Origin of the sequence: Spirosoma liriopis (genome assembly GCF_023196085.1) — a bacterium.
GTDB lineage: Bacteria > Bacteroidota > Bacteroidia > Cytophagales > Spirosomataceae > Spirosoma > Spirosoma oryzicola.
On record NZ_JALPRF010000002.1, the window covers coordinates 636,326 to 655,624 of the forward strand.

General features: G+C 51.3%; 10 protein-coding genes. 7 read left to right on the plus strand and 3 right to left on the minus strand.

All coding sequences use genetic code 11. The features are described 5' to 3' along the window. Positions 1-22: 22 nt before the first annotated feature. Positions 23-2,494, plus strand: a complete 2,472-nt coding sequence (gene thrA, locus M0L20_RS11735) for a bifunctional aspartate kinase/homoserine dehydrogenase I (protein WP_248477119.1) — start codon at positions 23-25, stop codon at positions 2,492-2,494. On the opposite strand, the gene M0L20_RS11740 is transcribed toward thrA, so the two are convergent. Further along, entirely contained in the window at positions 2,495-3,358 is an 864-nt protein-coding gene (locus M0L20_RS11740) for a hypothetical protein (RefSeq protein ID WP_248477120.1), read from the minus strand. Between the two features lie 160 nt (positions 3,359-3,518). Here M0L20_RS11740 and M0L20_RS11745 point away from each other — a divergent pair, with 160 nt between their 5' ends. The 3 genes from M0L20_RS11745 to M0L20_RS11755 all read left to right on the plus strand — a co-directional run bounded on the left by M0L20_RS11745 (position 3,519) and on the right by M0L20_RS11755 (position 7,435). Continuing rightward, positions 3,519-5,114, plus strand: a complete 1,596-nt coding sequence (locus tag M0L20_RS11745) for an McrB family protein (protein ID WP_248477121.1) — start codon at positions 3,519-3,521, stop codon at positions 5,112-5,114. A 56-nt stretch (positions 5,115-5,170) separates the two neighbouring features. After that, on the plus strand, positions 5,171-6,202 hold the full coding sequence (locus M0L20_RS11750) for a galactitol-1-phosphate 5-dehydrogenase (protein ID WP_232561159.1): 1,032 nt from the start codon (positions 5,171-5,173) through the stop codon (positions 6,200-6,202). 168 nt (positions 6,203-6,370) lie between these two features. Then, positions 6,371-7,435, plus strand: coding sequence for a Gfo/Idh/MocA family protein (locus M0L20_RS11755; protein ID WP_248477122.1), 1,065 nt, complete (start codon positions 6,371-6,373; stop codon positions 7,433-7,435). Between the two features lie 67 nt (positions 7,436-7,502). Here the strand turns inward: M0L20_RS11755 and M0L20_RS11760 are convergent, their stop codons facing one another. Further along, positions 7,503-8,807 carry a RagB/SusD family nutrient uptake outer membrane protein gene (locus M0L20_RS11760; RefSeq protein WP_248477123.1) on the minus strand — a complete coding sequence of 435 codons (1,305 nt, stop codon included), beginning with the start codon at positions 8,805-8,807 and terminating at the stop codon, positions 7,503-7,505. 54 nt (positions 8,808-8,861) lie between these two features. Then, on the minus strand, positions 8,862-12,056 hold the full coding sequence (locus M0L20_RS11765) for a SusC/RagA family TonB-linked outer membrane protein (protein ID WP_248477125.1): 3,195 nt from the start codon (positions 12,054-12,056) through the stop codon (positions 8,862-8,864). A 249-nt stretch (positions 12,057-12,305) separates the two neighbouring features. Here M0L20_RS11765 and M0L20_RS11770 point away from each other — a divergent pair, with 249 nt between their 5' ends. The 3 genes from M0L20_RS11770 to M0L20_RS11780 all read left to right on the plus strand — a co-directional run bounded on the left by M0L20_RS11770 (position 12,306) and on the right by M0L20_RS11780 (position 19,298). Next, positions 12,306-14,540: a S9 family peptidase gene (locus M0L20_RS11770; protein ID WP_248477126.1), complete on the plus strand. Its 2,235-nt coding sequence runs from the start codon at positions 12,306-12,308 to the stop codon at positions 14,538-14,540. 311 nt (positions 14,541-14,851) lie between these two features. Continuing rightward, positions 14,852-15,889, plus strand: a complete 1,038-nt coding sequence (locus M0L20_RS11775; protein WP_248477128.1) for a lipid A deacylase LpxR family protein — start codon at positions 14,852-14,854, stop codon at positions 15,887-15,889. 211 nt (positions 15,890-16,100) lie between these two features. Further along, positions 16,101-19,298, plus strand: coding sequence for a SusC/RagA family TonB-linked outer membrane protein (locus tag M0L20_RS11780; RefSeq protein ID WP_248477130.1), 3,198 nt, complete (start codon positions 16,101-16,103; stop codon positions 19,296-19,298). Position 19,299: the final 1 nt, after the last annotated feature.

The window sequence follows — 19,299 nt, forward strand, 5'->3', positions numbered from 1 at the left end:
TTCACTCTTTCGCTTTTTCGTAATGCAGGTTCTGAAATTTGGCGGTACATCAGTTGGCTCCGTAGACAGTATCAAACAGGTTATCCAGATTATTGACAATCACCGCCGTGGCGACGAACCACAAAATGGTGGTCAGATAATAGTCGTGTTTTCAGCGATGGGTGGGGTTACCAATCAACTCATCGAAATTGGCCGCATGGCTACCACGGGTAATACGGACTATATGGAACTGGTTCGCCGTATCGAAGACCGGCATTTCAATGTGATCAAAGCGCTGATTCCGGTAAAAGAGCAAAGCAAAGTATTTGCGCATGTGCGGGGAATTATCAACGAGCTTGAAGATTTGCTGCGGGGCGTATCGCTCATTCGGGAATTGTCGCTTCGTACGCTCGACCTGATTACTAGTTTTGGGGAGCGGTTATCCACAACGGTCATTACCGAATGTGTAAAAAGTAAGGGAATCCCGGCGCAGTTTCTGGATGCCCGGACGATTATCAAAACTGACGCACAGTTCGGTCAGGCCGAGGTTAACTATACGCTGACGAATCAGCTGATTCAGGAGCATTTTGCGAAAACGACGGATATTCAGATGGTGACGGGCTTCATTGGCTCAACCGAAAAAAATGAAACGACAACGCTTGGCCGGGGTGGTTCTGATTACACCGCGTCGATTATCGGAGCCGCGCTGAACGCCGACATTATCGACATCTGGACTGATGTGGACGGCATGATGACGGCTGATCCGCGTAAGGTGCCCAACGCGTTTAACATTCCGACCATTACCTACGCCGAAGCGATGGAACTGTCGCACTTTGGTGCCAAGGTGATTTACCCGCCCAGCCTGCAACCTGCTTTCGCCCGAAATATCCCGATTCGGGTGTTAAACACCTTCAACGCTACGCATACCGGCACCATCGTTAGTCGGACAGCCGAACGACGGCAGTATACCATTACCGGTATTTCGAGCATCGACGATGTAGCGCTTGTCAACGTACAAGGCTCCGGTATGATCGGAGTAGCGGGGGTGTCAGCCAAGTTGTTTGGGGTGCTGGCGGCTCATAAAATCAGCGTGATTCTGATTTCGCAGGCTTCGTCGGAGCACTCCATCTGTTTTGCCATCGACCCGCGCGGTGCCGAAAACGTAAAGGCCATTCTGGATACTGAGTTCGCCACCGAAATAGGCCACGGGCACATCGACAACATTACAATCGAGCGTGATTTATCGGTGATTGCTACGGTAGGTGAGGGCATGAAAAAAAGCTCCGGTATCGCGGGCAAACTGTTCTCCGTACTCGGTAAAAACGGGGTTAATATCGTTGCCGTAGCGCAGGGGTCGTCCGAGATCAACATATCGGTGGTTATCAACAAAAATAACCTGTCGAAAGCGCTCAACGCCCTGCACAACATCTTTTTCCAGTCCGAAGCGCGGGTGCTGAATCTGTATCTGGTGGGTACGGGTTTGATCGGAAAGACGCTGCTCAAACAGATCTTCAGCCAGTTTGATTTTCTGCGTACCGAGAAGCTGCTAAAGGTTTGTGTCGTCGGCATGACAAACACCAAAAAGATGCTGCTTGATCCGAAAGGAATCGCGCTTGACGATTGGCATGAGCGGCTGCTGACGGAAGGGGTTACTACATCGCTCCCCGCTTTTGTGGAGCGCATAAAAGATTACAACCTACCCAACTCGGTATTCATCGATTGCACGTCCGACAAAGACATTGTGCAGTTTTACGAGTCGCTGCTGGATGCGAACATCTCGGTCGTCACACCCAATAAAGTAGCCAATTCGGGACCTTACAGCGAATACCGGCGGTTGCAGCGGACCGCCCTGAATCGGGGGGTTAAGTTTTTGTACGAAACAAACGTCGGGGCTGGGTTGCCCATCATCAATACCGTGCAGGGCCTGATGACCGCTGGTGACCGGTTCCTGAAAATTGAAGCGATTCTGTCCGGTACGTTGTCGTTTATTTTCAATACGTTCCGTCCCGGTATCTCGTTCGCCGATGTGGTGCGGGAGGCTAAAGAAAAAGGCTATACCGAACCTGATCCGCGCGACGATCTGAGCGGTATGGACGTAGCCCGTAAAATTCTGATTCTGGCCCGCGAAGCCGGTTTCCCGCTCGAACCCGACGACATAACGATCAATACCTTGCTGCCGCAACCGTGTCTGGATGCGCCGACGGTTCCGGCCTTCTTCGAGGAGCTGGAACGCAACAACGATTATTTCGAAAACTTACTCGTCCAGGCCGAAACGACGGGTCAGAAGCTGCGGTTTGTCGCTAGTTTTGAGAATAACAAAGCCGTGATCGGGTTGCAGCCCGTAGGTGTTGATCACCCTTTTTATCAATTGACCGGGGCCGACAACATCGTTTCGTTCACAACGGAACGCTACAAAGATCGGCCGCTGGTAGTAAAAGGTCCCGGTGCCGGAGCGGAGGTAACGGCTTCGGGCGTGTTTGCCGACGTTGTCAGTATTGGTAGCTACCTGGCGTAACTACTCGCATACGTACGAAAAGGTCTGTTTGTTATTCTTTGTCACCGGGTTCGGAACGCTTGCCTGAAAGAGCCGGGCGTTCTGATCCTGGCTCACCACCTTGTTCTCGGCGTCGTAGACCGGCGTGAAGGTTGACGATTCGCGGATGTTTGAGCGGGAGCCGTTGTTGATATTATACGATTGCAAAGCGGTGCAGTTGTTTGCGTGCCAGAGCCGCCCCGGACGCGTTTCAATGGGCTGGCTCAAGGCAACTACCGTCAGCAAAGGCAGCTCTAAAAACCGCTTGTAAGCGGATGGCTTCGTATCAAATTGGTACTCGGTCTCCTGCTCCACAACCGATCCGTCATTCAGCGTAAACCGAGCGCGTTCGAGGGAAAGATTTCCGGTATTGTCGTACACAAAGGTGTAAGCTCGTTGGGTGGTCAGCGAATTGTTGGGCAATACCCGGCGGTCTTCAACGATTTTTGTCATACGCCCCGATTCATTGTATTCCATACCGAACGTTGATTGAACAGTACCGTTCAGGCTCAACGTCGAACTGGTTGGCTTCGTCCCTGATCCATAGCCCAGTGTAATCACCCGTTGCCCGTTCGTCGCCCGAACAACCCGGTCGTTGGTATATTCAACCACGTACACAGCGTCCGACTGCGTTGACTTTTCTGTGATAGAAGTCAGCTTACTGCCCGTATACGTGAAAAAGCGGTTTAGCTCGTCCGTTAGTTTGCCGCTGCTTTCCACCAATTGATCCGTCGCGCTGGTTAACAGACACGTTGAAATTACCGGATTTTCTTCCGGCTGGCAACCCAACAGAGCTACCGGTAAAAAAGCGATCAATAAGCGAATTAGTAAAATTTTAGTTTTCATAAACAGCTGGCTAACTACTAGCAAATGTAGGGTTCTCTCGGGCCTTTCCCTACCGATAAGCCCAAAAAATTGTAGCTTCGCAGTAGGATAAAACGCTTCCGCAAATCGGGCTTCTGCGCAGTCCTGAACCATAAAAACAAAGAAAATTCGTTGTATTTACGTGCTAAAAGAACCCCATCAGCAACCACTCATTGAAAGCATCCGCGCTATTGATCACGCCGAAGCGGTCCGGCGTTTTTTTGGCTTGCTGAAGGAGTTGATCGATATCATTAATCTTCCTAATGGCGACGCCCGACTCGCCTTTACGCCCGGTCGACGTGGTAAGGGAGCAATCTCGGCGGATATCAATTTCTTTCAGGCGCTGCGTATCCATAAACCCCGGCGGGCGGGCGAAGTTGAGTATCATCTGACCGTGAAAAAAACGTGTCAGGAACGGCTGAAAAGCATTGAAGAACTGGTTTTTGAACCGCTAACCGAAAAGTCGGATTACCTGGCGGTGATTATTGGCCAGTCGAATTTTCATTTGCTATACCAGCCAACGCTTCGAACGTGCTGGGAAGATTGTCTGCTCGAACTGGTAGAAAGCAATAAACGGGGGCCGCATTCAGTGCGGCACAACGCCGACGTGTACCGGGCTGCCGAAGACGAAGCTTTTCTGAGCGATTTGATTCGCCTGGCGGATGATCCTTCGCTGGCTGAACGGGGGCTAACTGGTCAAAGCGTTGAGGAGCCCGAAGCCGAGTACGGCGCTCAACCCGAGTTGCCAGACCAACCGCATAACTTGATCTTGTTTGGGCCGCCGGGTACGGGTAAAACGTTTGCGTTACAGCCTTATTTGCAGAAGGAAAATACGAATCTGATTACGTTCCATCCGTCGTATAGCTACGAGGAGTTTGTGGAAGGTATCCGGCCCGAAGTGCACAACGGACAGATCAGTTACCGAATCCGCAAAGGTATTTTTTACAAAGCCTGTCTGTCGGCCATGCAGCAGGCTGGCTACGGCTCGTTTGGCGATTGCCTGGGCGACACGCCCGAAAATCGGCGGGCCAAATTTCGGAAGGCTCCGGTGCATTACCTGCTCATCGATGAGGTGAACCGTGCGAATGTGGCCAGTGTCTTTGGCGATTTGATCACGCTGCTTGAAGCAGACAAGCGACTCGGGGCTGATAACGAGTTATGGTTGACGTTGCCTTACTCGCAGGAGCGGTTTGGCGTTCCGGTAAATCTGTACGTGGTTGGCACGATGAACACAACCGATCGGTCTATCGCGTTGCTGGACATTGCCCTGCGTCGGCGGTTTGCCTTTCGCGAGATGACGCCGGACCCGTCGGTATTGGGTATGATCGATACCATTGATCTAGCGCAGCTTCTCCGAACCCTTAACGAACGCATTGAGTATCTGCTCGACCGCGATCACCAGATTGGACACGCTTATCTGACCGGAGCAACGACGTATGCTGAACTATGCGCCATCTTCCGGGATCGGATCATCCCGCTTTTGCAGGAGTATTTTTTCAACGATTGGATAAAGATCCAGTTCGTATTAGGTGACAACCCAGCCTGGGGAAAAGATCCGGTGGAGCGCCTGGTATGGGTTAAAAAGAAATACACAGCCCTGGCGGCTACCAAATTGTTCGGCGAGATGCCTGACACGGCCGACGAGGTAATTACGTACGAAATAAATCCGCATCTGCAACGGGCTGAGTATGATCAGATTCCCGCTGACACATTTATTAAAATATACCACAAACAGTAACGCGGCCAACCTGTTCGCGTCATACTAATAAAGCGGATCGTTTAGCCGCGTTGTATATGAAAGCACTTGTTTTAACGGAATATAATCATTTTGATCTGCAAGACGTCCCCAAACCGACGATCAAGCCGAATGAGGTGTTGGTACGGGTTCAGGCCGTTGGTATTTGCGGGTCCGACGTTCACGGTATGGACGGCAGCAGTGGACGGCGTATTCCTCCGATTGTGATGGGCCACGAAGCGTCGGGTATCATTGCCGAAGTGGGGGCGGAGGTGCGTGACTGGTCAACGGGTGACCGCGTTACTTTCGACTCGACGGTCTACGCGCTTGACGATTGGTACAGCCGTAAGGGCATGTACAACCTTAGCGATGGCCGCGAAGTGGTCGGTGTTTCAACGCCGGATTTCAAGCGGCAGGGGGCCTTCGCAGAATACGTTTCGGTACCGCAGCATATTTTGTACGCCGTACCCGACAACGTTTCGTTTACGCAGGCTGCGCTGGTTGAGCCCGTGGCGGTTGCCTTGCACGCGGTCGGTTTGACGCCCATTCAGGTGAACGACTCTGCCGTGGTAGTTGGCTCAGGAATGATCGGGCTGTTTATTATTCAGGTGTTAAAACTGGCGGGTTGCGGTACTATTATCGCCGTCGATCTGGACGATGATCGGTTGGCACTGGCCAAAACGCTGGGCGCAACCCATACACTAAACGCCCACGAAGGTGATCTGGTAAAGCAGGTGCAGGCTCTTACCCACGGACGCGGCTCTGATGTTTCGTTCGAAGTGGTAGGGGCGGGGCCAACCGTTAAAACAGCGATCGATTGCGTTCGGAAGGGCGCGACGGTAACGCTGGTTGGTAATCTGGCCCCAACGGTAGAGGTTCCGTTGCAGGCCATCGTTACCCGGCAACTGCGGTTACAGGGTTCCTGCGCGATCAATGGTGAATACGAAGCCGCCTTGGCGTTGATCTCGTCCGGGCGTATTAACGTCGAAGCAATTTTGAGCGCTGAGGTACCGCTCGAAGAAGGTGCAGACTGGTTTCGTCGGTTATACGACAAGGAAAAAGGGTTAATCAAGGTGGTCCTCAAACCATAATTGCATTTTCACGGATAACTTGACGAAAGCCGGGTTTGAATCCATTCTGGGTTAACCCGGCTTTTTTGCATCAATTCGTACCGCAAAACAAGTAGATAAGTGCCCATTCTGTTCATTTGACTAAGATTGCTGGCAAAACCGCACATTGATAATTAACGAACTGCTTTTATGAATATCGCTATTATCGGCCCTGGCAAAGTGGCCCACCTACACGCCAAAGCCGTTTTGCAAACGCCTGATACCAACCTGGTCGCGGTTTACGGACGAACCTACCAGAAAGCGGACGATTTTGCCAACCACTACGGCATCCGAGCCTACAGCGACGTGCACGATATGATTGAGCGCGAAAAGGTCGATCTCTGTCTGGTTTGTACCACCCATCCGGCCCACCGCGAACCGACGATTGCTGCCCTCAACGCGGGTTCGCACGTATTGGTCGAAAAACCGCTGGCTTCGTCGCTGGAGGACTGCGATGCCATGATTGAAGCGGCTAACCGCAATAATCGCTACCTGGGAACCATCAGCCAGCGTCGGTTTTACGCACCGTCCATGCGCATTCGGAACGCTATTGATTCGGGGAAAATCGGTAAGCCCGTGCTGGGAACGATTCAAATGCTCGGCTGGCGCGACGAAGCGTATTACAAGAGTGATGCCTGGCGCGGTACCTGGTCCGATGAAGGTGGTGGGGTGTTGGTGAATCAGTCGCCCCATCAGCTGGATTTGCTGCTGTGGTACATGGGCGATGTAGACGAAGTGTATGGTGTCTGGCGCAATCTCAATCACCCGTACATCGAAGTAGATGACACGGCTTTAGCGATTGTAAAGTTCAAAAATGGCGGACTGGGGAATATCATCGTCAGCAATTCACAGAAGCCGGGAATTTTTGGCAAAGTCCACGTTCACGGGCAGAACGGCGCGTCAGTAGGCGTTCAGACCGACGGGGGTGCTTTATTCATCGCCGGAATGTCGAGCATTACCGATCCTCCCGTCAATGATCTCTGGACGGTGCCAGGCGAAGAAAATCAGTTAGCACAATTCGTGGCTGAGGATACGGCTTTCTTCAACACCATCGACGCAACGGTCTACTACTTCGGTCTGCAAATCGCCGAGTTTCGCGATGCGATCCGCGAGAATCGTCCGCCATCCGTAACGGGTGAAGATGGCCGTAAAGTTGTTGCTCTATTTCAGGCTATTTACGAATCGACCCGAACGGGTTTGCCAGTAAAATTATGACGACAAAATAGAAAAGGGACCACGGTAAGCGGTCCCTTTTTCGTTACGATATTCGGTTTAACCCAAATCAGCTTTCCGGATCTTTGGGGGTTGTCGTATTGTTGTCGCGCTCGGTGCGAGGATAAGGAAAGTAATTCCGGTTTCGCTCCGATCCGGTTGCACCGGGGCCTGGTCGGCCAAACCGGCGGCTATCTTCGAGCCGGAAGCCCTGATACGCCAGTTCGATGTTCCGGTTGCGCAGAATTTCTGTCAGAACTGCATCCGCCGATTGTGAACCGCTGTAGGCCGGCAAACCAGCTTCCACGCCAAACGCATCGGTTGCCGCCGTTTTCGTCAGTACTTTGTTCAACGCAGTTACTGCTCCGGCTACGTCATTTTTGCGGGCCGACGCTTCGGCTTGGATCAGCAGAATTTCGCCGGGGAGATAAACCGGAATAGGCGTAGCGTTCGCCGTATAAAAACCCGTACCCAGGTTCGCTTTGGTGTTGGCCGTCTGCGTATAGAACGCAATGCGTCGGTCGTTCGCTGCCGGAGCCAAGGCCCCCGATAAGCCGAGATTAACATTGGCGGGAGCAAATACGTTGACGTTTCCGAAGGTGTAGAAGAAAACCGGATTCCGCGAGTTGTCATCGAAATTATAAACCGATTTTTTGGTCAGGTCGACTTTTGCCGCAGCGGTTAGCGCTTTGTCGTAGTCACCCGCGAAAAGAGCGTAACGAGCAATCAACGCCTGAAGCGTATTCGAAATATCGATACCCGGTACAATTCGGTTGGTGAAATTCGTCGATACCGGATTTGCAGCCACCTGCGCAGCCGCCGTTTCCAGCGAGGTAATGGCTTCTTTCAGCAATTGCGCCCGGTCAACGAAAGGGGAATTTTCCTGAGAAACAATGGGAGCCGCCTGAAAAAATTGGGCCAACGTACCCAGTGCTAGTGCTCGGAAAATAGAAGCATAGGCCGTTATGCCGCTTTTGGTGCCCGCATCAGCCGCCACGGTGCCCACATTGGCGAGAACCAAGTCGGCGTTGGAGCGAACAAGTTGACACTGTGTCCAGAGGTTGCGGACCACCGCGTTCGTATTAGTAACGTTGGCTTGCCCTTGTTGCAACGCAAACTCATCGCCGTTCCCCTGGTTGAGCACGACAAACTCGCCGGTTGTCAGACCACCACCCGCCACAACATTGTAGATGACGCTCGTTGCGCCACCCACCGTAAAGCGGTATTGCAAACTGTTGCAAACGGTGATAAGCCCCTCCGCCGTACTGACCACCTGTTGCTGACTGGCTGTGCTGGGGTTGATAAAGTCCTGATTACAGGCGTTCTGCGTCAGCAGCAAACCCGACAGGATGGTTGTTAGAAGAATCCGTTTCATAAGTGAAAATCGATGCTTGGCAGTCGTCGTCTTAACGTATGACTGCTGAGAGTTTTAGAATGTCGCTGAGAGTTTGACCTGGTAGGTACGTGGAATGGGTACGTTGCCAAAGTCAAGGCCGCGAAGCAGGTCATTGGTACCACCCGCATTTGTCTCAGGATCAAAACCGGGGTATTTGTCCCACGAATACAGGTTCCGACCAATGAGCGAAACGCTCCAGTTGCTGATTGGCTTAATCACGCTAGGCAATGTATAGCTCAGCGAGACTTCCCGCAACTTGGTGTATGAGCCATTGTCTACCCGCCATTCTTCGGTGTTGTAAATCGCGAAAATATATCCGCGTGGCAATTCACCCCGAAGTTCTCTTTCGGCGTATTCGCCTAGTCCAACACCCTGACGAGTCCGTTTGTCGGCGTTAAATACCTGCACGCCCTGTACGAAGTCCAGCAATACGTGCAATGTCAACGATTTGTAATTCAGATTGGTAGCAAATGAGCCGGTCCATTTTGGGTTCGGGTTCGCAATGACGATGTTGGCCGTGGGAAACCGCGTGTCAGGCTGGCCTTCGGCGGTACGGGCTACGGTGTACTCGGTCGAACCGGTTACCTGACTGGACGCCCGCTCCGATTGCGGGAATCCTTGTGGTGTCAATAGCAATGAACCGTCTGCGTTACGGGCGTATCCGGTACCAAAATACACGCCAACGGGTTGGCCCTGAATTAGATAAGGTGCCCCGGCTGGCGACGGAACTGATATAATCGGGCTACCGAGCGATAGAACTTTGTTGCGGTTGCGGTTGAAGATAGCCGTGAAGTCCCAGCTAAAGTCTTTTGTCTTTACGGGCACAACGTCCAATACAGCTTCGAGCCCTTTGTTTTCCATCGTCCCCACGTTATTGATGATGCTTGAACCACCCGTTGACGGAGCCAGCACGCGGTTTACGACCAGATCTTTGATTTGCTGGTTATACACCGTTACGCCTAAGCCGATGCGGTTGTTCAGAAACGACAAATCAGCTCCGGCTTCCAGTTCGGCCATACGTTCGGGGCGCACCAGCGGGTTGGCCAACTGCGATCCGGGGAGCAGTGTGTTTCTTCCCAGATAAGCCACTGGCGAGAACTGGTAGAATCGGCTGTACGAACCGACGCCCGACAGGTTTCCGGCTTCGCCATAGCTCAGCCGCAGTTTCAGGCTATTGAACGCGTCGTTGAATTGAGCATTTTTCCAGAAACCCAGATCAGACACTACAAAGGAGCCACTTACTTTAGGATAAAACTGATTCGTTACGGAGGGCGAGAACTTCGACGATTCATCGCGACGGATCGCTCCCGTCAGGAACGCTAAATTGCGGTAGCCTAATGTCGCCTGAACGAAATAGCCGCTCAGATTAAAGCGGTCGAGGCTGTAGTCCGCCAGGACCGTCGTACTACCGGCACCCCGCACGGTTTCGATAAACGGAGCCAGGTTTTGCCCCTGCGACGTTGAATAGTCGGACCGGAAAAACTGGTAGTTATAACCGGCAACCGCATTTAATTTAAACTGCTCCGACAGTTGCCGTTCGTAACTGACGTTCAGGTCTGAGTTGAGTTGCAATACGGTGTTGTTACCCGTTGCCGAAAATCCTTGCGGATACAGGTTAGCGCCCAGCGACGCCTGAGCCGCGTAGGGATAAGGCCGGATGTAGTTCTGACCAACCTGGCCGTAGGTATCAACCCCAAAAATGTAATCGACGCTCAGTCCTTTGAAGGGAGTCAGGTTTAACTGTAGATCGCTGATTGTGCGATTCACCGACTGCGTAAATTTCATGTCCTCGATGGTCGAGAGCGGGTTTACGCGGGGGCCTTCCACAGCTTGCAGGTTACCCGAAACATCGCGCTGGGTGATGTCGTAAATGTTGTTAACGATGTTGACCGAATTGATCGGGCTGTAGAACACGTTGCCGTTCGCTTTTTCGTTGGCGAAGCTATTCACGTAACTCAGACCTGCTGATAATTTGGCCCAGTTGGTCAGGCGTTGGTCGAGCCGGGCGCGAAGGTTGTAGCGCGTAAAATCCGTGCCTTTGATGATACCCTGATTTTTTAAATAGCCGAACGACACGTAGTACTGCGTGTTATCACGACCACCCGAAACCGAAATCGCGTTATCGGTACCGTATCCCGTCCGGAAGATCTGGTCGAAATAATTATAGCGCGTTACGTTATCGACTACGTTGGAAAGCAGATTATTGGTTGTTCCGTCCCGAACAATGGGAATGAACGTCGTTGACGGATTAAGCTTTGTTACATCCTGTTGCGCACTTGCCGTGTTGTACGCGTTGATGGTGTACAACCGTTGCTGCGCGTTTCCGAACGTTTTGTTGTACAGATTGACCGGAACGCTTTTGCGCAGTTCGTTGACGTTGAATGACGTAGAAAACGTAACGCGGGGTGCACCCGTCGAACCGCGTTTGGTGGTAATCAGCACAACGCCATTGGCCGCGCGAGAGCCGTACTGAGCCGCAGCAGCAGCGCCATTGATGACGTTCAGGCTCGCAATATCGTTGGGGTTGATGTCAGCCAGTCGGTTGGTTCCGGGCTGGGCGGAGGCTACCTGATCCGCTACCGCCAGTTGCGAAACGTTGGCGCTCTGGTTGCTGACAATAACACCGTCAATGACGTAAAGCGGGTCCGACGAGCCGGATAGGGACTTGATACCGCGCAACCGAATCGAAATCGAACCCGACGGATCGCCGGAGTTTTGCGTGATCTGAGCGCCGGGTACTTTTCCCTGTAACGCATTCAATAGCCCCGCCGAACCGGCTTGTTGCAGGTCTCCGCCTTTGATCGTACTAATCGCGTTCCCCAGTTCGCGCCGGGTCGTCGTGATGGTTGAGCCGGTCACCACAACTTCGTCCAGGTTGGCGATGTCTTCCTTGAGCGTCGCATTCGCCGTTACCGTTTCGGCATTTCCGAGCGTGATAGTTTGCTTCGCTGGGCTATAACCGACGGCCGAAAAGTTGAGGGTGTATGTACCGGCGGCTAAGCTGGTTGCGAATGAATAATTACCGTCAGCGTCGGATGCCGAGCCCGTCGTGGTGCCAAGCACCTGTACCGTAACGCCGGGAATTCCTGCGCCGTTAGCATCAGTCACCCGTCCTTTGAGCGTAAACCGGTTGTTCTGAGCAAATGTGTTTGTACACATCAATAAGGTTAGCCATAGTATCCAGATGTGTCGGATACGATAACTAGTAGGTGAATACCTGCTGGTCATAGGTGAGTAGAAAGTTAGTTATACGGTGATAAAAATGGTTAAGTCCGAAATATACCTATAATAAATTTTGTGCAATTACCGCTCATCCAAATAAGAGGAAAACCCGGTTCGTGATGGTTAAATCCTCTTTTTAGTGCAAGGAAATCCTGACAAATTCGAAGCGTTCGTTTTATAGGCTAGCACGATTCAGCGCACTGGATGAACTCATTTTTCAGTAGCTTTGATGCTTTTATTTAAGTCAACAAACGCATGAATACTCGTATTAAGATCGGCTGGTTTCTGAGCTTCGCCATCTTACTGAACTGGGCTGGATTTGCTCAGTCGACCAATGCACAGACCAAACAACGGTATGCCACGCTTCAACAGGCGCTGGCAGCAACCGGACAGTTGAACGGATCATCAGGACCACGGAGCGTGAACTGGATTGAGGGCGGGACCAAATTTTCGTTCATTGATGGTCAGAACGTTATCAAAACGCTGTCGCCGAATGACCAGAAAGAGGACATCGTTTTCGACGGGAGTCAACTAAAATTTCCCGGTACTGACAAACCATTTACCTACGGCTCGTTTCAATGGTCGAAGGATTCGAAAAATATCCTGTTTCAAACAAATTTTCGACCTGTTTACCGCCGGTCGGGTGTGTCCGATTACTACGTTTACTCCGTTGCCGATAAGAGTTTGAAAATCGTTGCCAAAGACGCACAAACGGCCGAACTGGCACCCGACGGGCAGAAAGTTGGTTACGAGCGGGGTGGCGATCTGTTTGTGTTTGATTTTGCTACGCAGCAAGAAACGCAGCTTACCAACGACGCGAAGCCTGCTTTCTACAACGGTCGGTTTGGCTGGGCCTACGAAGAAGAGTTCGGATTGGCGCAGGCTTGGGAGTGGTCGCCCGACAGTAAGTTCATTGCGTTCTGGCAATCGGACGAGCGGGAGGTTCCGATCTACAAACTAACGGATTACAAAGGTTTCGACGAAAAATTTGATTCGCTGCCGTATCCGCGCGTGGGCGATAAGAATCCGACTGTCCGCATTGGTGTCATCGAAATTGCCAAAAAGGCGAAGCAATGGATGAACGTGGAACTGGGCGACGGCTATATTCCCCGCATTTACTGGACTACGCAGGAAGGACAGCTCGCCATTATACATCTGAACCGCAAACAAAATCACATGCGGTTGTTTATGACAAACGCCCGTACGGGTGATGCTAAACAAATCCTGGAAGAAAAGGCGAATACCTGGGTCGATGTCTTTGACTTTTTCGCGGGTATCAATCATCTGCTGTATTTCCCGGCGGGCGTGCAAGAGTTTTACTGGGTATCGGACCGCGACGGTTACGCCCATCTTTATCGCTACGATTACGCCGGGAAGCTGCTCAATGCGGTCACCAGCGGAAAATGGGAAGTAACGTACCTGCACCATATCGACCCCAAAGCCAAGAAAGTTTATTTTACCTCAACGGAGGTTTCGCCGATGGAACGGCATCTGTTCGTGGCGGATCTGGACGGTAAAAACAAACGTCGTTTGACAACGGTAGCCGGTCGGCACACGGTCAATTTTTCGCCCAATGGTCAGTACTTTATTGACCGGTACTCCAATGTGCAAACGCCCACGCAGGTTGAGTTACGGGACACCAAAGGCAAGCTCCTCAAAGCGCTGGAAACAAATAAAAAAGTCGCTGATTTCGTCGCCAGTCACACGTATGCGCCGAAAGAACTGGTTACGTTTACCACCTCCGACGGACAGCCAATCGACATCTCGATCATCAAACCCATTGACTTTGATCCAACGAAAAAATACCCGGTTGTGCTCGACATCTACGGTGGACCGGGTTCACAGTCGGTTTATAACGAATTTACGGTAGGGGGCTGGCATCAGTGGCTGGCTCAAACGGGTTACGTTGTGGTGGGCGTCAACAACCGGGGAAGCGGTGGTTACGGGCGTGATTTTGAGAAAATAGTGTACGAGAAGCTGGGTAAATACGAAAGCGGGGATTTTGCCGAAACTGCCGCTTATCTGGCGAAACAGCCATGGATTGGCGGTAGTCGGATGGCGATCCGGGGTCACAGCTACGGAGGTTACATGAGCAGTTACACCATGCTGACTCATCCGGGCGTGTTCAAGGTGTCGCTCGTTGGGGCACCCGTTACCGACTGGCGGCTTTACGATTCGATCTATACCGAACGTTATATGGGCCTACTGCCCGAAAATGACGAGAAATATAAAGTGAGTGCTGTGACTACGTACGCTAAAAATCTGGCGGGTAAGCTGTTTGTCGCTCACTCGACAATGGATGAGAATGTGCACGTACGTAACACGTTTCAGCTGATGAATGCTCTGGAAGATGCGGGGAAAGATGCTGATCTACGCATCTATCCGCCTGGCGCCCACGGGGTAGCCTACAGTTCAACGACTCAGCTGCTGCTTTATCAGCAGTATACAACGTATCTGGAGACTAATCTGAAAAGTGCTGGTGTCAACTAGTCGATTAAGCCGACAACTAGTATACAGAGTATCGCCCGACTTTTCCAAAAGGTCGGGCGATTTTTTTAGGGGAGCACTGAGCTTTTGGGGCTACATGCGATCCGTGGTGTCGGTTTCTCAAAACCGACCCTGCGCGTCAGCAATCGGTGTCGGTTTTGAGAAACCGACACCACGGCCCCGCTTATTGACGAAGTCGGAAGAAAAGAATTATGTGTATTAGAACAGACTTATATATCTACTAATAGTTACCGATATTGTTTTATAGTATATATTTGGCGTAGTCAGTGTTTCGCCGAATACAACCTACACTTGTGTCAAGATTATTCTATACAACGCTACTCTGTTCGCTGTTGCTTCGTCCTGCTCAGGCACTTTGCCAGTCTACTGTATCTGCCGATAGCTCGGCTGTTGGTAGTTATCTTAGTCTGGCCTGGGACAATGATGCGTTTCAACTCAGGGCAAAAAATACGTCTGATCGGTACTATACGAACGGTGTTCATATAAAACTACTGAGTAATTATTGGCGAAAATGGCTCACTCATTATGCCTTATTGAAATTAGGAGCTAAAGCAGATCGACGTTATACGTATCAGTATGATTTTGGTGTCGGACAGGAAATTTATACGCCCCGCAACATCACGGTTCGCGACCGGCCATTGTATCCGAACGATCATCCGTACGCGGGGTATCTCTACCTATCATGGGGCTTGGTAACCAGTGATGCAGTAGCGGGACGAAGATTGATCTCAAAGCTTACCGCCGGCGTAATTGGTCCCTTAAGCGGAGCTGCCGAAGTTCAGCAATGGTTCCATCTGGCCGAGAATTTCAAGGAGCCGAAAGGGTGGGGTACCCAGATGCCGAACGACCCGGCGATCAGTTATTATGTCGGATACGATACCCGGATCATCCCACAGTTTACGCCCGTAGTGGACATTATTGGTCACGTAGACGGCAACATAGGCATGCTGAGCAACTACGTTACAATGGGAACCCTGCTGCGGATCGGCTTATTCAACGACTATTTTCAGAACGCTACGGGGCTTTACGATCCGTCGTCGGGTCAATCGCGCCGACGAATACAGTTTTATGCTACGCTGGGAACATCCTTCCGGGCGGTACTCGACAATTCGCTGCTTCAGGGGGGCTGGTTCAAAGGAGTCGATAACTATTACGCCTTGCCCGCTGTAGAACTGGAACATTTCCTTGGCTTAATCGACGTTGGCGGTGTTGTTGCCTACAAAAACGTTCAACTTTCTTTTACGCAATCCTTGCAGACAAGCGAATTCAAGCGAGGATTAGATCACCAATGGGGACGATTTGGCCTGCTTTTTCGGTGTGGTCATAAGTAGCTACTAAGCACTACTACTTGGTAGAATCACTTACCAGGATCTATAGAAAAAAGTCTATATAATCATAAAATTATTAAATATACCTCTTTAGCCGTATGAATGACTGCTTGATAAGTATTTTTTAGAATAATCTATTGTTTAAAATAATAATCTAGTAATATTGTAGCCCTAATTAAAAAGTGATTAAAGAACCTTCTTTTCCTAACACTTCATGAGAAAACTTCTAGTGTGCAGTTGGCTGCTGACTGTCCTTCTCAACTTATCGGCATTCGCGCAAGATGCCAGTATAAGTGGTCGAGTTATTTCCTCCGAAGACAAATCAGGGCTACCGGGCGTCAGTGTCCAACTCAAGGGCACAACCCGTGGTACAACGACCGATGCGGACGGTAATTACCGCTTAAGCGTTCCCGCAAATGGCCGTTTAGTGTTTAGCTTTATTGGTTTCGCGTCGCAGGAAATCGCCGTTGGTAATCAGTCTACCATCACGGTTAGTCTGGTTCCTGATGCGGCAAATCTGGATGAGGTTATCGTTACAACCTTTGGTACCGCCAAGCGAGCTTCTTTTACAGGATCGGCCGGTACACTTTCACCCACTCAAATTCAGGACCGCCCTGTCAACAACGTTGCTCAGGCTTTGTCAGGAGCCGTATCGGGTGTTCAAACAACCGCTGGAAACGGGCAGCCTGGTGCATCTCCGCTTATTCGAATTCGGGGATTTGGCTCTATTTCGTCGGGAAATGATCCGCTTTACGTAGTAGACGGAATTCCATATGCGGGAGATATTTCCAACATCAGTCCGAACGATATTGAAAACATTTCGGTCCTGAAAGACGCGGCTTCAACGGCGTTGTATGGAGCGCGGGCCGCTAACGGTGTGGTTGTCGTGACGACGAAAAGAGGGCAGAAAGATCGTAGCTCGATCAATGTTCGCTACACGAAAGGAGTAAGTACGCGGGGATTGCCGGAGTATGAGCGCGTTGAAGTAGGTGAGTATTACCCGCTCATGTGGGAAACCTATCGGAATAGTGTTGCTTACCGACTCACAAACCCGGTCGCTTTGGCAACGGCTAACCAGAATGCCACGAATCAGCTGATCAGCTTGGTTGGTTATAACGTATATAACGTACCGGATAACCAGGTCGTCGATGTCAACGGCCAGATGAATCCGAACGCGCAGCTGAAATACTCGCCCGATGATCTGAACTGGGAGAAGCCACTGACGCGGCAGGGTAACCGCGATGAAGTAAACGTGAGTTTTGCCGGTGGTCAGAACAAGACGGATTACTTTATGTCGCTGTCGTACCTGAGCGATAAAAGCTATTTGATTCGGTCGGATTTCAACCGGGTTACGGGCCGACTCAACATCAATTCGCAAATGAAGCCCTGGTTGCGGACGGGGGCTAACCTGGCGGCAACCATTACCAAATCGAATCAGGCCGATGCGGGTGGTAACTCGGGGAGCACGTCATTTGTCAACCCCTTCTATTTCTCGCGGAACATGGGGCCTATCTATCCCATCTACGCGTATGATCCCGCGAATCCGGGGCAATTCCTGACGCTACCTAATGGCAATCGGCGCTGGGATTATGGTAACCTGACCTCACTCGGATTACCTTCCAGACCGCAATACGGTGGTCGTCACGCCATTGCGGAAACGATGCTGAACCAGAACTACTTTCGTCGTAACGTATTGAGTGCCCGAGGGTATGCTGAGTTCTCGTTTTTGAACGATTTCAAGTTCACTACCAACATCGGTACCGACCTTACCAACACGAACACCTACACATTCTGGAACCCCGAAATTGGTGATGGCGCTCCGGCGGGTCGTGCAACGCACGAATTCCAAAACATCAATAGCTACAACTTCAACCAGTTGTTGAATTACAACAAGTCGTTCGGCAAGCACAATGTTGAAGTGTTACTCGGTCACGAAAATTTTCAGGTTGGCGACAACAACCTGGAAGGGGCGCGTACGCAGCAGATCGTAGAAGGTAACTACGAGCTGGTCAACTTCACTACCACGACAAACCTGGCTTCGGTTTCCTTCATGCGCCGGGTAGAAGGATATCTCTCACGGATCAATTACGATTACGATCAGAAATATTTCCTGTCCGCTTCGGTTCGTCGCGACGGTTCCAGCAAATTCTCGCAGGATGCCCGTTGGGGAACGTTCTACTCAGTCAGCGGAGCCTGGCGGTTAGATCAGGAAGAGTTTGTCCGGTCTATTCCGGCCATCAACGCGCTTAAGTTAAGAGCGTCTTACGGGCAAACCGGTAACGATGGGGGCGGTAATACTGGCCAAGGGGCTCAGGACAACACCATTAGCTATTTCGCCTGGCAGGCCCTGTATGGACTAGGTAGCTGGAACAACGCATCGGAAGCCGGAATCCTGCAAACCAGCCTGGGCAACCGCAATCTGGAGTGGGAATCTAGCAACGCGTTTGATGCCGCGCTCGAATTCAGTCTGTTCAAAGGACGGGTTTCGGGTACAGTCGAGTATTTCGACCGCCGGTCATCGAACCTGATTTTTGCTGTACCGCTTCCGTTATCGACGGGTACTCTAACGGTTACCCGCAACATTGGTACGATGTACAACCGGGGCGTTGAGGTCGAACTAGGTGTTGAACCGCTTCGCACCAGAGACTTTACCTGGCGTATTGACCTGAATGCTACGCATATCAAAAACCGGATCACGAAAATGCCGGACGAGAACCCTGAAATCATTGATGGAACCAAAAAACTCGCCGTGGGCCGGTCCATCTACGATTACTGGTTACGGGAATACAAAGGCGTCAATCCAAATACGGGAGAGGCTCAATATCGGGCAGCTAACTACGTAGCGTCTAACTCACGCATTACCGAAACGGGTGACACGCTAACAACTAGTGTCAATAATGCTCGTTACCACTACAACGGATCGTCTATTCCGGCGCTGTCGGGTGGGTTTACGAACAAGTTTACGTACAAAGGGCTTTCGCTGACGGCGCTGTTTGTTTATCAGTTAGGCGGTAAAACCTACGATGGCGCTTATGCTACGTTGATGAGTTCGGGCGGGTACGGTAGCGCAAAGCACGTAGACATTCTGAAACGTTGGCGCAACCCTGGTGATGTCACCGACGTACCTCGCATGGACGCAGGCCGGACGAGCGACTTCAACGCAGAGTCCGACCGTTGGTTGATCGATGCCAGCTACCTGAACATTCGGTCCGTAACACTTTCCTATGCGCTGCCGACTACGGTGGCTCGTAAACTATTCCTGGAAAACGCGCAGGTTTATGTGAGTGGTGAAAACTTCTTCTTCCTGTCCCGTCGGAAAGGCATGAACGTACAGCAGCAGTTTAACGGAGTAACCAGTAGTGCATTCAGCCCAGCCAAGAGCTTAGTACTGGGTGTTTCATTTACGCTTTAAG